Here is a 15,144-nt window from a genome sequence, read left to right on the forward strand (position 1 = left end):
GGCGCGGTGGGTCGCACTTCGCACGGTATCGGGGGGTTGGTGCCCCGGCGAGGATGGACACGCTAGCGGCTAGATGCCTGGTCGCGGCGCGTTTTGGCCGCTAGCGCGTCTGCTAGGTCTAGCAGAGTGGGCCGCTAGTGGTGTCCGTGGTTGAGGCGGTCGCGGGCGGCGGTCGCGTCGGTGTAGGTGACGCCGCGCCGGTTGGCTTGCTTGCCGGTGGCGTGGTCGGTTCCCCATACCTGGGCGGTGCTCACGCCGTAGGGGCGTAGCGCGGCGGCGAGCTGCGCTGCCTTGGCCGCGCCGGTATCGAGGTTTGCCCAAGCCCGATACTTGTCCGGTCGCAAGTCGCCGAGGCGGTCTACGAGGGTTTCCGACCATACTTTGAGCTCGCTGGGATGGAACACCGCGCACAGATCCGTGAGCAGAGTGGACGACTCCCGACGGCTGTCGGTGTCGGTGGTGGGGTCGTCGTTCGCCGCGTAGCCGGTGAGACCACCGCGCGCTTCGCGGAGCGCGCGGGCACGAATGGCGACAGCATCGGCGGCGGGGCCGTCGAGGTAGCTAGTGCGCAGAATCGCGGGCTCATCGGTCGCACCGACCAGATACCCAATTCCCTTATCCCGGAAGGAGAAAGTGGTAGCGCGTAGGCCGTTGCGGTAGGCGCTGGTACCCAACACCATGTCGTTTTCGGTCTGCCCCATCACTTTCAGGCACAACCGCAGCACCGCATTGGCGCTAATGGTCGTGGGGAGGCTTTTCGCGTCGGGTCGCTGAGTGGCCAGCACGGTAATGATTCCTACGGCCGGTCCACGGCGTACGAGGTCTTCGCAGAGGGCTTCCAGCTCTTTACCTTGCTCGGGATGCTCGAAAAGCTTTTGGCATTCGTCGATACCGAGCACGATCGGATGCAGTCCGAGGTCTTTGGTGTTGGCCAAGTGTGGCGTGATCTTGTTTTCCGGGCACAAATCTTTGGGTAGCGTACGGATGGTTTTCGCGCGGCGGCGAATCTCGGTGGCCAGCTCCCGCAGCGCGGCGAGAATGTAGAGAAGGTCGTCCTCATCATCCCCAGCGCGGTACCGGTGGGCAACCCGCTCCAAGGCTGCGAGATCGCCAGTGCCTTTGAGATCGAAGACATAGAGTTCGGCGCGGGCATCTAGCGCGGCGATCAACAACAGTAGGCGGAGGCTAAAGGTTTTCCCCATGCGAGGTAGGGCACCGATCACGACGGAGGTAAACATCAACGTTGCGGTGATCCACCGCCCGCGCGGGTCGGTGCCGATGGGCATCGCGGCGAACAGATCGCCGGTACCGGTTTTCGCCAAAGGCCACGCGGGTGGCCTGGTGGCGCTCATATCTTGATCAGCCACCCAAAGAATGAGCCTTCCGGGATGGATATCGGGAGCGGTTTCCGGCCACACACACCCCAACGGGCGCGAGAGCGCGGCGGCCAGCTTGGTACGGCGCTCCATAACCTCGGCGGCGGTCACCCCCGGCGGAAGATCAATATCCGCCCGCCATCCGGGGCCGTCGCGGGTGATGGGGGAGGGAAACCCAATCGCGGAACCGTCTTTGATACCGCCCAAGCTGATCGACGCCAGCGCGGTCGCCACGGTGTCACTGGTGAGCTTGACATAGCGGGCGGCCACGACGGCGCGACCGACCAGCGGTTGATCTTTCGGGGTGCCGTAGATGCCCAAGCAGACCAGCACCGCGACCACCGCGAGCCCCTGCAACCAAGGCTGCTCGATGCCCGCTACGGCGAACGCGGTGAGCACGGTGGACACTGACCACACGGTAAGCAGCATCAGCCGTACCCGGACGCGCTTATCGCGCTGCTTGGCTAGCTTCATGTACCGCTCGGTGTCTTCGCCGCGTACGCTCGCGGCCCGCAGCGGGTGCGCTTCCCAATCAGCGGCCCACCGCGTCACCGACCGGACCGCCCGCCGCAGCCCAGCCGGAACACGCCACAGGATGCGCGCCGCGTACAGCGGAGAACGCACCATGTGAAAAAGCATCGTGTGGGCGCAAAAACCGGACACAGTAAGAAAAAACGAACGTAACGCGGACCAGGACCGCAGCCACGACGGCACGATAGGCAACCGCCGCCGCTTCCGCACACTGTCCACAAACGACACAGCGGGCTCCGCGGTTGCGTCCACGGGTACGGGCGGCTCCTCATGTTGGGGGGCGTCATTCATCACAACAACCTTTCACAGTAAGAAAAATCAAGGGGTTTTGAAGCGGCGGCTCGGGCCAGCCGAGAGAGAGGGAGAGAAGGCAGCGGCGGGGGGCGGCTACCGTATGCGGCGCGTGCGGTTGTCGTTGTCGCGGGCTTTCGCGGCGAGATGCTGAGCGAGCATCCACGCGATCTCCGCAAGCCGGTACACGTCAAAGTCTGGGCGCGGTGGCCCGTACACGCGGATACGGCGCGGCTTCCGCGCCATCACCAACCACCCTCGCCCAGTTCCAGAGCGAGCTTGCGCGCCTCATACCGGGCGGTGCTGGCCGACTCCCGAACCTGGGCAACGTGACACGGGTCCGACACCGACCCGATCAAGTCGAACACTTCCGCCTTCAACAGAAAGTAGTTAGCGCGCTGCCTCGCACTCGCCCCCACCGGGGGGACCTCGGTCAACAATTCTCGTATCGCGGCACATACCTCAGCGCGTAGAGTCGATGCCATGACAGGACTTCCTTCCACTATGGGACAAACCGGAGTTGGTTGTCTGTCTCTAGTGGACCGTGCGACGACTTGACGCGGCTAGGGCCGATCAGTGGGGCGCTTCGTGGTGTTCGCGCAAAGATCTACAGTGCTGTAGTTCCATACTATGCTCCCTGTTTGTCACCTGTTTGGGCGTGCGGACAGGGTACGCTGCAAGTGGTGGGTTATGCGGTGTTTTTCCTTATATAACGGGAAAAACAGGTGTCGAGGAGGCTTTGGGCTTTGTGGGCGTAGAGGTCGAGCGCGTCCAGGTGTGCGTGGAGTTCGCGGAGCGGGCGGGCAAGGTCGTCGTTTTCGGGGTGGGCGGATACGACGAACGTTCCGCGCCCGGACGCGGAAGCGACGTAGCCTTCCACCTGGAGTACAGAAACGGCTTTTTGCGCGGTGGCAAGTGAACAATGATACCGCTTCGCGAGACTGGCATACGATGGGAGCGCCGCGCCCACAGTCAGCAAGCCCTGAGTAATCATGGCACGGAGATCCAATGCGATACGCGCATAGAGCGGAACTCCTCCAAAAAGCTGCTCTAGCCTAGGGTCACTATCCACCGCGCCCGCCGGGACTATCCCTACGGTGGTTTAGCTCGCGCTCTAGCCGCTCAGCAAGAGCATCCATTGTGGACAGTTTAAATTGGACTTCGTCGATACGGTCTCGTGCTCGACGGACCAACAACAACAGCTCTTCTACGGAGGGCAGAGAATTCATGGCAGGACCGCCTTCGCTCAACACGGATAGGGGCGTCGGATCGCGGGACCGGAAGCGCCGCTTATAGATATGAGACTTGCTCGCGTTGGCGTGGGCTCCCGCAGCGGTGTTCTTTCCACCCTGTGGGTTAACGCGGCGTGCTCGGATGGCTACGCAACGGGGTTATCGCCGGGAGGCCATGATCGGCTGGCGGACCCGAGCTAAGGGGCCGCAAGGTTGTTGCGTGCGTGTCATGGTGCCGGGTCGCCTCCTTCCGCCGTCGTTGTCGCGCTCTGTCATCAATGGTGCACGAAAACCGCCAGAATAGGGGGAAACCGCCCAGACTGCTTAGCGGTGATGATGGCAAGCTGAAAATCTGCACGTTACTTGTACTCACCGCAGCGAGAGAGCGCCCGTGAACGCCTGTCACCAGGCATGTTTATGCCCTGAACGAGCGACCTACCGGGCGCGTGGGGTAACTAGGCGCGGTAGGTGGTGACGGCGTGCGCCAGCTCGGCGGCGTCCGCGTGGCGGGGGTGGCGCAGTGCTTCGAGACGCACCTCGTTGAGGTAGTTGCCAAGGCGTTGGGAGCGGATGGAGGCGGCCAGGTCCAACGCGACGCGGGCGGCGGTCACGGCCTCGTCTGGATTGCCCGCGCGGAAGTGCACCGCCGCGAGCTGTGCGGTTGAGATCGCACGTCGTTTCACTCGCAACGGGTCGGTGGTCGCGGTGTAGGTGGTGAGGGTGTCCACCGCGCGTACGGCGTGGGTGCGGTCGTGGCGAGCGGCGATGGACAGTACCCGGCCGGTTTCGCTGGCCAACGCGGCGGCGTCGAATCCGCGGGGCTCGGGTAGCACCCCGCCGGCGGATTCGAGCGCAGCATTTGCGCTGTTCAGAGCGCCCAACGCGGCGAGTAGGTGGCCTTGCTCGGCGTGCGCGCGGGCGGCGGTGGACGCCACCAGGGCGTGAGCTTGCCCGATGTCGGTGCGGGCGGCGGCCACCTGGGCGAGCTGCGCGACTTTGACCGCCTCGCAGGGTTGGTCTTGCCGCAGATACACCCGCGCTACTTGCTCCAAGGCCAGCGTGGTGCGCAGCGGGTCGTTGATCTCGCTGGCGGCGGCCATGGATTGCCCCAGATACCGCAGCGCCGCCCCCGAGAGCCCTACGTCGTGGGAGGCCCAGCCCGCCAAGCTGAGCAAGTCCGCGAGTGCCGCGTAGAGTTGCTGGCCGATCTGATCGGTGTGGGTGGCCTGCAACAGTTGTCGCGCCCAGCCCAACTGGGCAATCACCGCGTCACGGACCACGCCGCCGCCGCGCTGCTTCTCCTGCACCCACAACGCTCTGGTCAAGGCGCGCAGCGACTCCACCTCCGAAGCGCCCACCCGCGCCGGGGTGGGGGTGGCGTGCGCGGGGGTCGCCAGTAACGCCAAGTCGCCGACGCTGAGCGCGGCACCTACGGCGGCCTTGGCGGCCACACCCAAAAATTCGCGGCGGTCCGGCATGGTGTCTACCTCCCGCGCGGCCACGGGGCCAGCGGTCAAGGCCGCGCTTACCTCAGTGTCCGGGGAATAGGCCAAGCCCATCAACCCACGCGGGCACCCCAACCCATCCGCGATACGCGCCAGGACGTCGTAGGCCATCACCTGACGGCCCTTGGCGATGTCAGAGACCTCGGATTGACTCTGCCCTGTGAGAGCGGCAATCCGGCGCTGAGAAATCCCGTGCCGCCGCAGCAGCACGAACACGGCCCGAATGTCGCGTTGCCGCAGCGCATCCCTCATCACCGGCGCATCCCATACCGCCGCCTCGATCACCCGATCCCCGGACCCTGCCGTATTCACGCGGGTACCCCCTCATGCGGCTTATAAGCACCAAAACCAGTGCACCCACCGTAGCCGCACACCGACGCAGCGCATAGCACAGCGCCGCACACTGATCGGTCGAGCCGATCGGCCCGACCGATCAATCCCGACGCGGACGCCGCGCCGCACCGTCTGCCTCGTCCGGCTCTGGTGGCGCGGGCAGACCTTCGACGAGCTTGCCGGGGTCGATCTCCAGGCCGCTGGCGATCCGCAGCAGATTACGCAGGCTGGGATTTCGTAGGCCGCGTTCGACCTGGCCCAGGTACGACCAATGCACACCCGACCGGGCGTCTAAATTTTCCTGCGAAATCCCCAGCTCCGCCCTCCTCGCCTTGATCCGCTGCCCCAGGATGCGCGCCGCCTCGAAAATTGGATCTGCCACAGCTTGAAGCTGATCGGCTCAGGTGATCACAGACCAGAGACACCTAGCTCGCAGCTTGACGGCCTACAGCTCATAAGCTGTACTGTGCGTCCCACCGCACCCGGTAGGGGCGGGGGACGCGAAAGGAGACGAACTGTGATGCCCGGTGGCGAAGGTGGCGGCACGCAAGGCAACACCCACACCAGCACGGACCCGGATCGCAAATAAGCACGGTTACGACAAGAAGGCCCCCCAGCGCTAGTATCGCCGGGGGGCCTTCTCTTATGACCCTACCCCTATCGGTAGGGGAAACGGCGTTATTGTTTCTCTTTGTGAGCGCGCGCAAAAAGAACATAGATAGAGCGTCGTTGCTGTTTTACCTGCATCGCGCACGACTGATCATTATTGGCCTAGTGCTCATCGGTCTCGGCGTGGGGCTGCTCTACCTCGACGCGGGCAGAGTGCTCGACGCGATAGCAGACAACCTTATCGGTATAGGCGGAGTGAGCCTGCTGGGAGATTTCGCGGCACGCACCATCGCGAACGTTCGCATGATTGAACTCTTCAAAAACGCACTCGGCTCGGTCTTCTACGGTCCTTTTCGGACACTGGTCGAACGGATGACCCGTGCACCGTTTTACCGTTACGACACACGAATAAACGTAACCCTCTCCGCGGCCAACCAAGGCACGGATGGTAAACTTTTTGCGTTAGTACGATGTTCCCATCGTACTAACGAGCCCCTAGGGGCTCGTTCTTTTCTCTGCTCTCCCCAGCGATACAACCAGGACCACTACCGGCAGCACGGCATCACCGATTATTGGATCGTCAACCCCGCGCACGGGCTCGCCGCGCATGATCCCGAAACCTATGCTTTGGTGGACTATCGCGTTAACGGAATCTCGTACGAGATTACGCGCACCGTCGACGGGGATGAGCAAACCTACACGGTCATACCGCAGGGTGCTTCGATCCCCGCAGGGGACACATTCGTTGAAACCTACACCTACCGCGTGCTGATACCCCAGCAGGCACATTGGGTTAGCTTCACCGTCGATGTCCCTACCTGTGGCTACACCATCGAAGTGTCCCACTTCGATACCAACATCAACCGGCTTAGCCTCTCACCATTTTTCGCCAGTGAAACCGAACCGCGTGCCACTACCAGCACCGCGGCGCACCCCGGACCCGCATCCGTCGCGGTAGACGGCTGGATAATGCCCACCTCTGGCACCGTTATCACCTGGACGCTCAACTAACGCACAAATGCCTTATATAAGACGAAAAGCGGGCGACCCTCCGACGGTCTCCCGCTCTTATGCTTTTAGAGAAAGGTTTGTACGTGCGGAGGTTAGAGTGCACCTCGTTGGATAGTGTCAATAAAGGCATGCCATGCCCCAGGCGTCAACGATAGTGTTCCCCCTGCGCGGTCTTTCGTGTCACGGACAAAAAATTTCTCACCGGTGGCTGCTACTTCCACGCAGTCTTGTTCCGGTGCGCTTCTGCTCGATTTTCGCCATTGCGGTGAGTCGTCACGGGTATTCATGATTTATCCTTTCTGTGGTATTTACGAAGTGCCTTTTCGAGGACATGTAAGGTTTTTTCTGGCGATAGTGCGATATCGCTGATGTTAAGAAACCGGGCAGAAAGAAACTCAAGGTCGCGTTCATTGGTGGCGACCTGTCCGCCTAGTGCGGTTTCGCAAAAGGCAACAGGTGGATCTAGTTCATTGTGGCCAAAGAACATTATGGAGAATGCGCCCACGGCTGCCGGATGTGTACTTTGTGCCTTAGGGAGTACTTGTAGAGTGATCGTGTTGTGTTGGACGAGTGTCGCTAGCTTTTCGAGTTGTTTAGCGAACACGCTTGCCCCGCCAATCTCGTGCTCTAATACAGATTCTGCGATAACGGCATGAATCTCGATGCTTCGTTGGTTGAATACCTGTTGTTGGCGTCGGATTCGCGCCTTAACTCGGAGCTCAACCTCTGATCGCGGCAGTGAGTCCAGATGCAAGGCTCGAATATAGGCTTCGTCTTGCAATAGGACCGGTATGAACATTTGTTGATATGTCTTAACTTCTGATGCTTCCTGTTCGAGTGCGACGAACGCGCGCACGGACTCGCTGAGGTTGTAGCGAGCCCATGAGCTTGTAGGATTTGCACTTTCTCGTATAAGTCTCTTTAACTTTGCGTCTTCCATGGGCGATAGCTCAAGCTCGTTCGCGATGGCTTCGATATCCTCGACGCTTGGTCGTGTACGGCCCCGCTCCCAAGCGTTAATCGTCGATTGACTCTTTCCTAGAACCTCGCTTAGCGTTGTCTGAGTATGACCAGCAGCCGCCCTAAATTTCTTCAGTTCTGCGCCGAAACGTCGTAGCGGTCCCGAACTAACCACGTGGTCTCCATTCCTTTTGCTGACCGCATCGAGTGAAACTTTACCGCAGCAGATGCACCGGAAAACTTTCACCAAATCGGTCCATTGATATGGCTGATATCAGCTCTAATATTGACCTTATTCCCTGGAAGTTGAAGTGCTCGGGCCACCGACAAGGAAAGATTCGGGGTTTCGTATGAATGAAAGTTATACCGGTCCGCCCTGGTTTTGGATCGATGACAGAGCCGAAATTACCTACCGCCTCGACCCTCGCGGTACGGGCGCGATAGAGCTATACGTAGACGGCAACCGAGACCAATTCCGCATACGGATGGGTCGTGACGCGGCTACCCTCTTCCAGCTCACCATGGCGGAGGCAATTATTAGATTTCGATCCTCTGGAATTCCGTTTCGAGTTACACGACCGAGTAGCGAGTAGCCCGGTGGCAGCTTTCGAGAAGAAATACCCACACACGCTTAAGGAAGCCAAAGTCATGCTTGACCAGCGGCGACCGGGTCGAAATGCGGATCTCGCCAGGATGCTGGAGTACTGCCAACTCAGCGTCACTACGTATCGACGTGTCGCGCGACTCGCGCAAGAAGAAAAACGTAAAGCGCTGACCCACGCCCAAAAAGCCAAGGAGGAAGGCGAAGTCATAGAAGCCTTACTACGCGGCGCTCAAGAATTGGACGGTCCTTAAGTCAGCGAGTAGTCACTGCCTCCGTTGGATCGAAAGTCGTCCTAAGTCTAAGGAAATAAAAAGAATGGGTAAAGGGCCGAAAGTGTTCTCTTCGTACTGGCTGGACCGGGGAACCAAAGTTCTGTATCGGATCGACAAGCAAGACGGTGAAGTTGTTGGCATCGATTTTTACCTGGAAGGCCAAAAGGACAGAATTCACTTGCATATGGCAGACGAAACCGCCATGCGGTGCCAGCTCACTCTGGCTGAAGCAATTCTAAATTTTCGCGTGTCGGCGAGGATATCTGAACGCATCGCACAGAAAGACGATATCCAACCGGAGTAGAGCCGCTTTAGCTGTTTTTCAGCTATGTAAGGAAAGTGGGAAGCTTGTGAGCGGTGTGCATGGTGACCTGGCGTTTACGTTCGATGATTTCGCACCCGAGGTAAGTGTAACACCGGAGGTCCTTGAATTGAGGTTCCCTGGCCGCGCGATAGGCGATATGGGCACATATTGGAATTTGCCTTGGGACGTCTTAGACGAAGCGCTAGAGGTCCTCGCCCGCGCGCGCCGCCACCGACCCGACGAAGACGACTAGCCACGGTAATCGCCGGTGATCAGTGGCGCTGATACGTCAAGCCGTACCCGGTCCACGGACTCCCCACCAGAGTGCCTATCTGGTTCGAAGGTGGGGCCTCTGCTAGCGGCACGGCGGCCTGCGTACCTCCCGCCTGCCGTGCCGCTAGCTTCCACCCCCCGTTCCTGGAAGGCGGCGAGCGCCCATGCGGTGGGACCGACTCGCCCTCTATGCCGTGGTAGTACTCAGTCCGCCCCTAGCTTATGGCCTGTTCCTGCTGGTCTACGACTACCGTGTCCGACGTCGCCACCGCCGCACCGTTGCGGCCCGCCGAATCACTGTCGCTGATCTCCTTGATCGTCTGAACAGCGAGGACGGCGAGGAATCCGCGGTGACCCCACACCGTCCGCGAGACGAGCACGAGTTGCCACCCACGTGCCCTGGTGAGAGCGCTTCGCCGGAGTTGCCGCGCGGGTGGCGCTGGCCCAGCCTTGACCCTGATGACGTGGGGCGGGGTGATCGGTGGAACTGATCGGCTAGGCCGAACGGCGTGCCTAAACCCGCCTCGTGGCGTAGTTGGTCGGCTACGCTTGCCGGTCGCAAGCTCTATCGCACTGTGCCGCACTGGAGGACGTATGAGCACCGCCGAGCAACTTTACCAGCAACTTACGCAGGCTCAGGGCATGATCGAGGCGCTTCAAGGGCTCGGCGGCCCCAAAGACCAGCTAGAGCAAATCCAAACCGTGTTGGCCACCGCCGGGACCGGTGGCCAGTATCAAGGGGGAGCTGGGCGCGGCCCTCGCAGCGATAGAGCAAGCAGCCGGGGCGCTGCAACAGCTCTCCCAGCGGGTCAGCGAACACGCCGCACAAACCCAAGCTTTGATCAACGGTTGAAGAGTCGACTTCACGCCCGTGCCTACCGCCGCGCTCCCCACCAGCAACCCACACTACGAACAGGCGAGAACAGCGACGCCGCTACCGCAAGACGTGTCTGAGGGCACCGTGGAAGCCGCGAGGACATCGCTGCCGGTAGGTAAAAAAGGCGAGACGACAAGCGGATGGATCATGGACGAAGGCAACAAAGGCCAACCCGTACGCAGTGGCATAGGCAAGGAGGGAACCCCGGAACGGCAAGCCTACCAACAATCACTCGACCACCTACAAAGCTTGGGACCTCGATACGAAAAGTTCCTCCCGCTAGCGCACCACGCAGAGGTTAAAGTCGCTGTTAACGCTTTACTGTCAGGTCAGCCTGATCACCAAGTTATGGTGATCGATCGGCCGGTATGCGGTCGATTTCCGCCGAGGTTGAATAACCGCCGTTACTGTGATGAGTTGCTACAAGAATTGTATCGTGACACGCCAAAGACTTTGACCGTTGTCGAACGGGACGGCCAACGAGTTACCTACCCTAAGAAGGATGCGCGTTGATATGAGTATTACTGCGGAGTGGGAAGAATTTGATAACGATCTCAAGGTGACTTGTCATGAGATGGAGATCAAAGACGAGAACGATATTCCTCAACTTGTTGCCGCGACTACCCAGGAAACCGACGGCGAGGAAGTTCTTCTTGTTGCTGGCCCGGAGGATAGTCAGCGGCGGTTTACCTTCCAGTACAATAAAGATCGCACCCTCGTTTACGTGCACTACATCCAAATCGGCCTTGGGACTTACTTTGTGGCCGAGGGAGACCCCGAATCTCCCGAGCTATTCACCTCAAGCGGCGGTAGCTTCTACCCTGGAAGCGGTCTCACGCCCCAGAAATTCGAGACTGTTCTCCGCGAATTCGTGCGCACCAAGGAAAAACCCACCACAATCTCATGGAAAGCACTCTAAGACCCCAGTGTCCGGCGACCAAAAAAAGGGGCGGGGTTCACTGTTGGTGAGCCCCGCCCCGTGACGTCGGTGTTCTCTAGCGAGTCTTCCTAACCCCGCGCTGATGTGCCAGGCGTTTCACGCTTTTTGTGCTGAGTCCAAATTGGTCGGCTATTTGGCTTGCCGTGGCACCGTGTTGGTAGAGCGTGACCATGTGGTCTAGTTCCTCGCGGGTGAACCGGTCCCGGAGGCGCTGGGATCGGGTGGTACTTGATTGCCGTATCGATGGCTGTGACAGTACGCTCTGAGATGTCACGTTGGCGACGTGTTTTAGCTGCTCAAGTAGCCCAGGCTGATGGTTCAAGTAAGACCCCCGCAGGTCCACAAGATGGGGGCGTGTGCTCGCGGAGAGCGCTCGCCCCCGTTCTTGTGTCGGCATCTTTTGTGGGGGCGCGGCCCCCACACCCCGCCTGGGGGCTGCCCCCGGACCCCCATCTCGCGTGCTCGTCGCCGTGGTTGGTGGTCGCGTTGGGGTTGGACCAGCGTTGGGGTGGGGCCGTTGCTTCGCTCGGCGGGGTGGGCAGGGAAAACAGTGCGTTGTGGTCAGGCTGGGTTTGGAAGCGTGGAAGGTCATCCGGCTTTCTGGGGCCGGATTTGCTCCGGGGTGGACGCCCTGAAGGGGCCCTTGGGGGAATCTGCGGACTCAGCGCTGGGGTGGGTAGCCGCCCTGCTGCGGGTAGCCCTGTTGTGGATAGCCCTGTTGTGGATAGCCCTGTTGTGGATAGCCCTGTTGTGGATAGCCCTGTGGATAGGGCTGTTGCGGGTAGCCCTGCGGCGGGAACCGGGGTTGTTTCGGGGCGGGTGCGCGCAGGGCGCCGGAACTCTGCAGGGGGATGGCCACGTAAAGGATCGCGGCGGCGCCCGCCAGGCCCATGAGGGTGATGCACGGGCCGGTCAGGCCGAGGCGGAAGTAGCGCGTGTCGGTCAGTTCGCCCAGTGCGACCATCAGCAGGTACAGCAGGATGTGCGCGGAGCCCGCGATGGCGGCCAGTTTCAGAGCCGGGGTTTCGCGTTTGAGCAGGCGGATGCCCGCGAGTACCAGCAGTACGGCGGCGGGCAGGACGAACAGCGCGCCGAGCGCGGCGTCGGTGACGATCTTGACGGCCGCCGAGATCGCGAGGCCCGCGGCGCACGCGAACGCCGCGAACGGGGCGACCGAGACCAGGTTCGACGGGCCGGCGGCGGGGCCCTGCTGCTGGGGCGGCCACCCGGGGCCGTTCCACTGTGGCTGAGTCATCGGCGCGGAGCGTACCGCTCATGAACGACCTGAGTGGTGCGGTTCGGGCGAACCGCTGCCCGATCGGGCGGTCCGAGCGGCCCGGATGGACGTCTCGGTGGCCGTACCGGATCGGGCGATGAGCGGACAGGGTGGGCACCGGCGGCCCGCACGCAGGTACCGCGTCCACTGTGGAGGAACTCCGATGGCCCTTTCACCCGACCAGCAGTCGGCGGTGTTCGCCGGCGTCAACGACATCCGCGAGGACCTGTCCGTGCCGTTCCGCGAGCGCGGGAAGTCCGGTGGGCGCGTGCTGCGCGATCTCATCCCGCTCAGCGAGCCGATCCAGTCGAAGGTGGTGCCGGAGAACAGTTTCTCGGCCGCCGAACTGCTGCAGTGGATCGACCTGAACGCCAGCCAGACCAACACGGCCATAGGCCAGCTCATCGAGCAGGTGAAGAAGCTCGCCGAAGAGGTCGCGAAGCTGAAGGAGCCCAAGTGACTCCAGGCCCCGATGCCGCCGGATGCAGCATCGGGGCCTGACCGTCAGCTCTCGGCGCGCCGGGCGGCGACGTGCGGGTCCGTCCGCGCGTCGTAGCGCCACAACGACGGCAGCGTCGCGGCGAGCGTGCCCGCCACGGCAACGCACAGCACACCGCCGGTCCAGATCGACACGCGCACGCCGAACCCGGCGCCGACCGAGCCCGCCCTGATGTCACCGAGCTGCGGGCCGGACGCGCCGATCAGCAGCTCGATCCCGGCGAGCCTGCCGCGGAGGCGGTCCGGCACCGACTGGTTCCACAGCGTGCCGCGGAACAGATCGCCGACGAAGTGGCCCATGCCGCCGATCACCAGCAACAGCAGCACGAGCCACAGCCGGTGCGCGAACCCGACGCCGATCATGCAGGCGCCGAGCACGACCGAGCCCAGCAGCACGAGCCTGCCGTGGTGGTGCACGCGTGAGGCCCAGCCGCTGGTGACCGACGCGATCAGCCCGCCGACCCCGGTCGCCGAGTAGAGCAGCCCGAGCGCCCAGCGCGCGTGCAGCTCGTCGGCGAGGAACGGGTAGAGCGCGATCGGCAGCGCCAGCAGCGTGGCCGCCAGGTCGGTGCAGTAGCTGCCGAGCAGCTCGCGCCTGCGCAACGCGTACCGGATGCCTTCACCGATCCCGCGCAGCGACGGCTTGTCGACGTCACCCGCGGGTGGCAGCGGCGGTATCCCGGCCAGGAACAGCGCCGAAATCGCGAAGCTCGCCACGTCGATGACGTAGGACACCGGGATGCCCGCGCCCGCCACGACGAATCCCGCCGCGGCGGGCCCGATGAGGACGGCCGCCGTCATGCGCATCGACGAGAGCGCGATCGCCGCGGTCAGCTGGTCGGGGTGCACCAGCCTCGGCAGCATCGCCTCCATCGACGGCTGTTGCAGCCCCTGCAACGCGGCGACGCAGGCGGCGACCGCGTAGAGCGGCCACAGCATCGGCCGGTCGAGCATCGAGTTGCCCAGCAGCAGGAGCGACAGCGCGCCGAGCGCGAGTTCGGTGCCCAGCGCCATCTTCCGCCGGTCGACGGCGTCCGCGAGGGCACCGCCGTAGAGCGCGAACACGACGGTCGGCACCAGCTCGGCGATCCCGATCGCGCCGACCGCGAACGGTGAGCCGGTGAGTTCCTTGATCTGCAAGGGCAGCGCGACGAGCGCGAAGACGGAGCCGAGCCCGCTGATCCCGCCGGACCACCAGAGGCGGCGGAAGCCGGGGGACTCCCGCCACGGGGTCAGATCGGGGAGTAGTCGTTTCCTGGCGTCATCGGCGACGCCGGGTGAAGAGTCCATGTGCGGTCCTGAGGTTCGCAAGGGGATGGGTCGCGTGGGTGATGGCGACGCACCTCATGTCGAACCTCCGGACTCGGGACAGCGATATGACTACGGACAGTGGCATCGTAGCCCCGCGCGCAACCCGATTTCCCGCCCGGGGTTCGTGACGGCGGGTGAGGTGTCATGCTGATGGTGCCGCGCGGAGATTCAGCGTCGTCCGCCGGCGGTCCACCCTCGTGCCCGCGCACCCGGGGCTCGCGATGTGGATCCCCATCGAGGCCTCGTCGAAGCTCGCGACGAGCGGCACGGGGCCGGAAGCAGGTGCCAGATGACCTGGGCAAGGCACGGCGATCCCCAAGAACTCGAGTTCACCGGACGGATGGCGGGCATCAAAGCCGAGGAGACGGCAAGGCTCGACCAGCAGCACGACAGAGCCATGATCACCGTCGCCGGGCACGCCGCCGACGCCACCGACTGCGCCGAACTGCTCGCCATGCTGGGCCTGACCGGCGCCCGCGGGTCCCGCGACGCGGAAATCGGCTCCTGAGGCCGAACGCGCCCTGTTCCTTTCCGGTGACGTGTGGTTGACTGGTGCCCGGTCGGAAGTTTTTGTGTTCGTGACGACACGCTCGCAAACGCTCTGTGCGCAATACACACTGTGCGCGTGTCTTTCCTCCGGTTTACTGACGGACAAAGCCCCGTAGTGCGGCCGACCTGGCATCGCGGTAGCGCTGTCGATTTCGGAAGAAAGCTGTTGAGGAGACAACACCATGGCAAACGGCACCGTTAAGTGGTTCAACGCCGAAAAGGGCTTCGGCTTCATCGCGCCCGAGGACGGCAGCGACGACGTTTTCGTGCACTACTCGGAGATTCAGGGCTCGGGCTTCAAGAGCCTCGAAGAGAACCAGCGCGTGCAGTACGAGGTCACCCAGGGTCAGAAGGGGCCGCAGGCCTCCGGTGTCAGCGTAGTCTGATCAGGT

At 62.5% G+C, this 15,144-nt stretch carries 16 protein-coding genes; 7 read left to right on the forward strand and 9 right to left on the reverse strand.

Annotated elements, in window-relative coordinates:
* Positions 1 to 134: 134 nt before the first annotated feature.
* The 4 genes from ABD256_RS36750 to ABD256_RS36760 all read right to left on the reverse strand — a co-directional run bounded on the left by ABD256_RS36750 (position 135) and on the right by ABD256_RS36760 (position 5,650).
* Positions 135 to 2,003 carry a P-loop NTPase family protein gene (locus ABD256_RS36750; protein ID WP_344429676.1) on the reverse strand — a complete coding sequence of 623 codons (1,869 nt, stop codon included), beginning with the start codon at positions 2,001 to 2,003 and terminating at the stop codon, positions 135 to 137.
* Positions 2,004 to 2,886: 883 nt separating this feature from the next.
* Entirely contained in the window at positions 2,887 to 3,270 is a 384-nt protein-coding gene (locus ABD256_RS44540; protein ID WP_425546582.1) for a GntR family transcriptional regulator, read from the reverse strand.
* 615 nt (positions 3,271 to 3,885) lie between these two features.
* Positions 3,886 to 5,220, reverse strand: coding sequence for an NsdA family TPR-like regulatory protein (locus ABD256_RS36755; RefSeq protein WP_344429678.1), 1,335 nt, complete (start codon positions 5,218 to 5,220; stop codon positions 3,886 to 3,888).
* 148 nt (positions 5,221 to 5,368) lie between these two features.
* A complete protein-coding gene (locus tag ABD256_RS36760; protein ID WP_344429680.1) occupies positions 5,369 to 5,650 on the reverse strand; it encodes a helix-turn-helix domain-containing protein in 282 nt (93 codons plus the stop codon).
* A gap of 311 nt (positions 5,651 to 5,961) precedes the next feature.
* Between ABD256_RS36760 and ABD256_RS36765 the strand changes: the two genes are divergently transcribed.
* Positions 5,962 to 6,888: a hypothetical protein gene (locus ABD256_RS36765; protein ID WP_344429682.1), complete on the forward strand. Its 927-nt coding sequence runs from the start codon at positions 5,962 to 5,964 to the stop codon at positions 6,886 to 6,888.
* 92 nt (positions 6,889 to 6,980) lie between these two features.
* Here the strand turns inward: ABD256_RS36765 and ABD256_RS36770 are convergent, their stop codons facing one another.
* Together ABD256_RS36770 and ABD256_RS36775 are read right to left on the reverse strand one after the other, a co-directional pair.
* Complete coding sequence (locus ABD256_RS36770; RefSeq protein WP_344429684.1) at positions 6,981 to 7,175, reverse strand: DUF397 domain-containing protein; 195 nt, start codon at positions 7,173 to 7,175, stop codon at positions 6,981 to 6,983.
* Positions 7,172 to 8,023: a helix-turn-helix domain-containing protein gene (locus tag ABD256_RS36775; RefSeq protein ID WP_344429686.1), complete on the reverse strand. Its 852-nt coding sequence runs from the start codon at positions 8,021 to 8,023 to the stop codon at positions 7,172 to 7,174. Before ABD256_RS36775 ends, ABD256_RS36770 begins: the two co-directional genes overlap by 4 nt.
* A gap of 422 nt (positions 8,024 to 8,445) precedes the next feature.
* Between ABD256_RS36775 and ABD256_RS36780 the strand changes: the two genes are divergently transcribed.
* The 3 genes from ABD256_RS36780 (at position 8,446) to ABD256_RS36790 (ending at position 11,097) form a co-directional block, all read left to right on the forward strand.
* Positions 8,446 to 8,703: an AMED_5909 family protein gene (locus tag ABD256_RS36780; protein WP_344429688.1), complete on the forward strand. Its 258-nt coding sequence runs from the start codon at positions 8,446 to 8,448 to the stop codon at positions 8,701 to 8,703.
* A 64-nt stretch (positions 8,704 to 8,767) separates the two neighbouring features.
* Positions 8,768 to 9,028, forward strand: a complete 261-nt coding sequence (locus ABD256_RS36785) for a hypothetical protein (RefSeq protein WP_344429690.1) — start codon at positions 8,768 to 8,770, stop codon at positions 9,026 to 9,028.
* A gap of 1,652 nt (positions 9,029 to 10,680) precedes the next feature.
* On the forward strand, positions 10,681 to 11,097 hold the full coding sequence (locus ABD256_RS36790; protein WP_344429692.1) for an Imm1 family immunity protein: 417 nt from the start codon (positions 10,681 to 10,683) through the stop codon (positions 11,095 to 11,097).
* A gap of 76 nt (positions 11,098 to 11,173) precedes the next feature.
* On the opposite strand, the gene ABD256_RS44545 is transcribed toward ABD256_RS36790, so the two are convergent.
* Entirely contained in the window at positions 11,174 to 11,710 is a 537-nt protein-coding gene (locus tag ABD256_RS44545) for a helix-turn-helix domain-containing protein (RefSeq protein ID WP_425546583.1), read from the reverse strand.
* Between the two features lie 69 nt (positions 11,711 to 11,779).
* On the reverse strand, positions 11,780 to 12,373 hold the full coding sequence (locus tag ABD256_RS36795) for a hypothetical protein (RefSeq protein ID WP_344429694.1): 594 nt from the start codon (positions 12,371 to 12,373) through the stop codon (positions 11,780 to 11,782).
* A 184-nt stretch (positions 12,374 to 12,557) separates the two neighbouring features.
* On the opposite strand from ABD256_RS36795, the gene ABD256_RS36800 reads away from it, so the two are divergent.
* The gene (locus tag ABD256_RS36800) at positions 12,558 to 12,854 is read left to right on the forward strand and encodes a hypothetical protein (RefSeq protein WP_344429696.1); all 297 of its coding nucleotides are present in this window, start codon (positions 12,558 to 12,560) and stop codon (positions 12,852 to 12,854) included.
* A 44-nt stretch (positions 12,855 to 12,898) separates the two neighbouring features.
* On the opposite strand, the gene ABD256_RS36805 is transcribed toward ABD256_RS36800, so the two are convergent.
* Positions 12,899 to 14,182, reverse strand: a complete 1,284-nt coding sequence (locus ABD256_RS36805; protein WP_344429698.1) for an MFS transporter — start codon at positions 14,180 to 14,182, stop codon at positions 12,899 to 12,901.
* Between the two features lie 310 nt (positions 14,183 to 14,492).
* Between ABD256_RS36805 and ABD256_RS36810 the strand changes: the two genes are divergently transcribed.
* Together ABD256_RS36810 and cspE are read left to right on the forward strand one after the other, a co-directional pair.
* Positions 14,493 to 14,711 carry a hypothetical protein gene (locus ABD256_RS36810; RefSeq protein WP_344429699.1) on the forward strand — a complete coding sequence of 73 codons (219 nt, stop codon included), beginning with the start codon at positions 14,493 to 14,495 and terminating at the stop codon, positions 14,709 to 14,711.
* A gap of 223 nt (positions 14,712 to 14,934) precedes the next feature.
* The gene (gene cspE, locus ABD256_RS36815; RefSeq protein WP_344429701.1) at positions 14,935 to 15,138 is read left to right on the forward strand and encodes a transcription antiterminator/RNA stability regulator CspE; all 204 of its coding nucleotides are present in this window, start codon (positions 14,935 to 14,937) and stop codon (positions 15,136 to 15,138) included.
* The last annotated feature ends 6 nt before the right edge of the window (positions 15,139 to 15,144 follow it).

This window comes from Amycolatopsis minnesotensis (assembly GCF_039529815.1).
GTDB lineage: Bacteria > Actinomycetota > Actinomycetes > Mycobacteriales > Pseudonocardiaceae > Amycolatopsis > Amycolatopsis minnesotensis.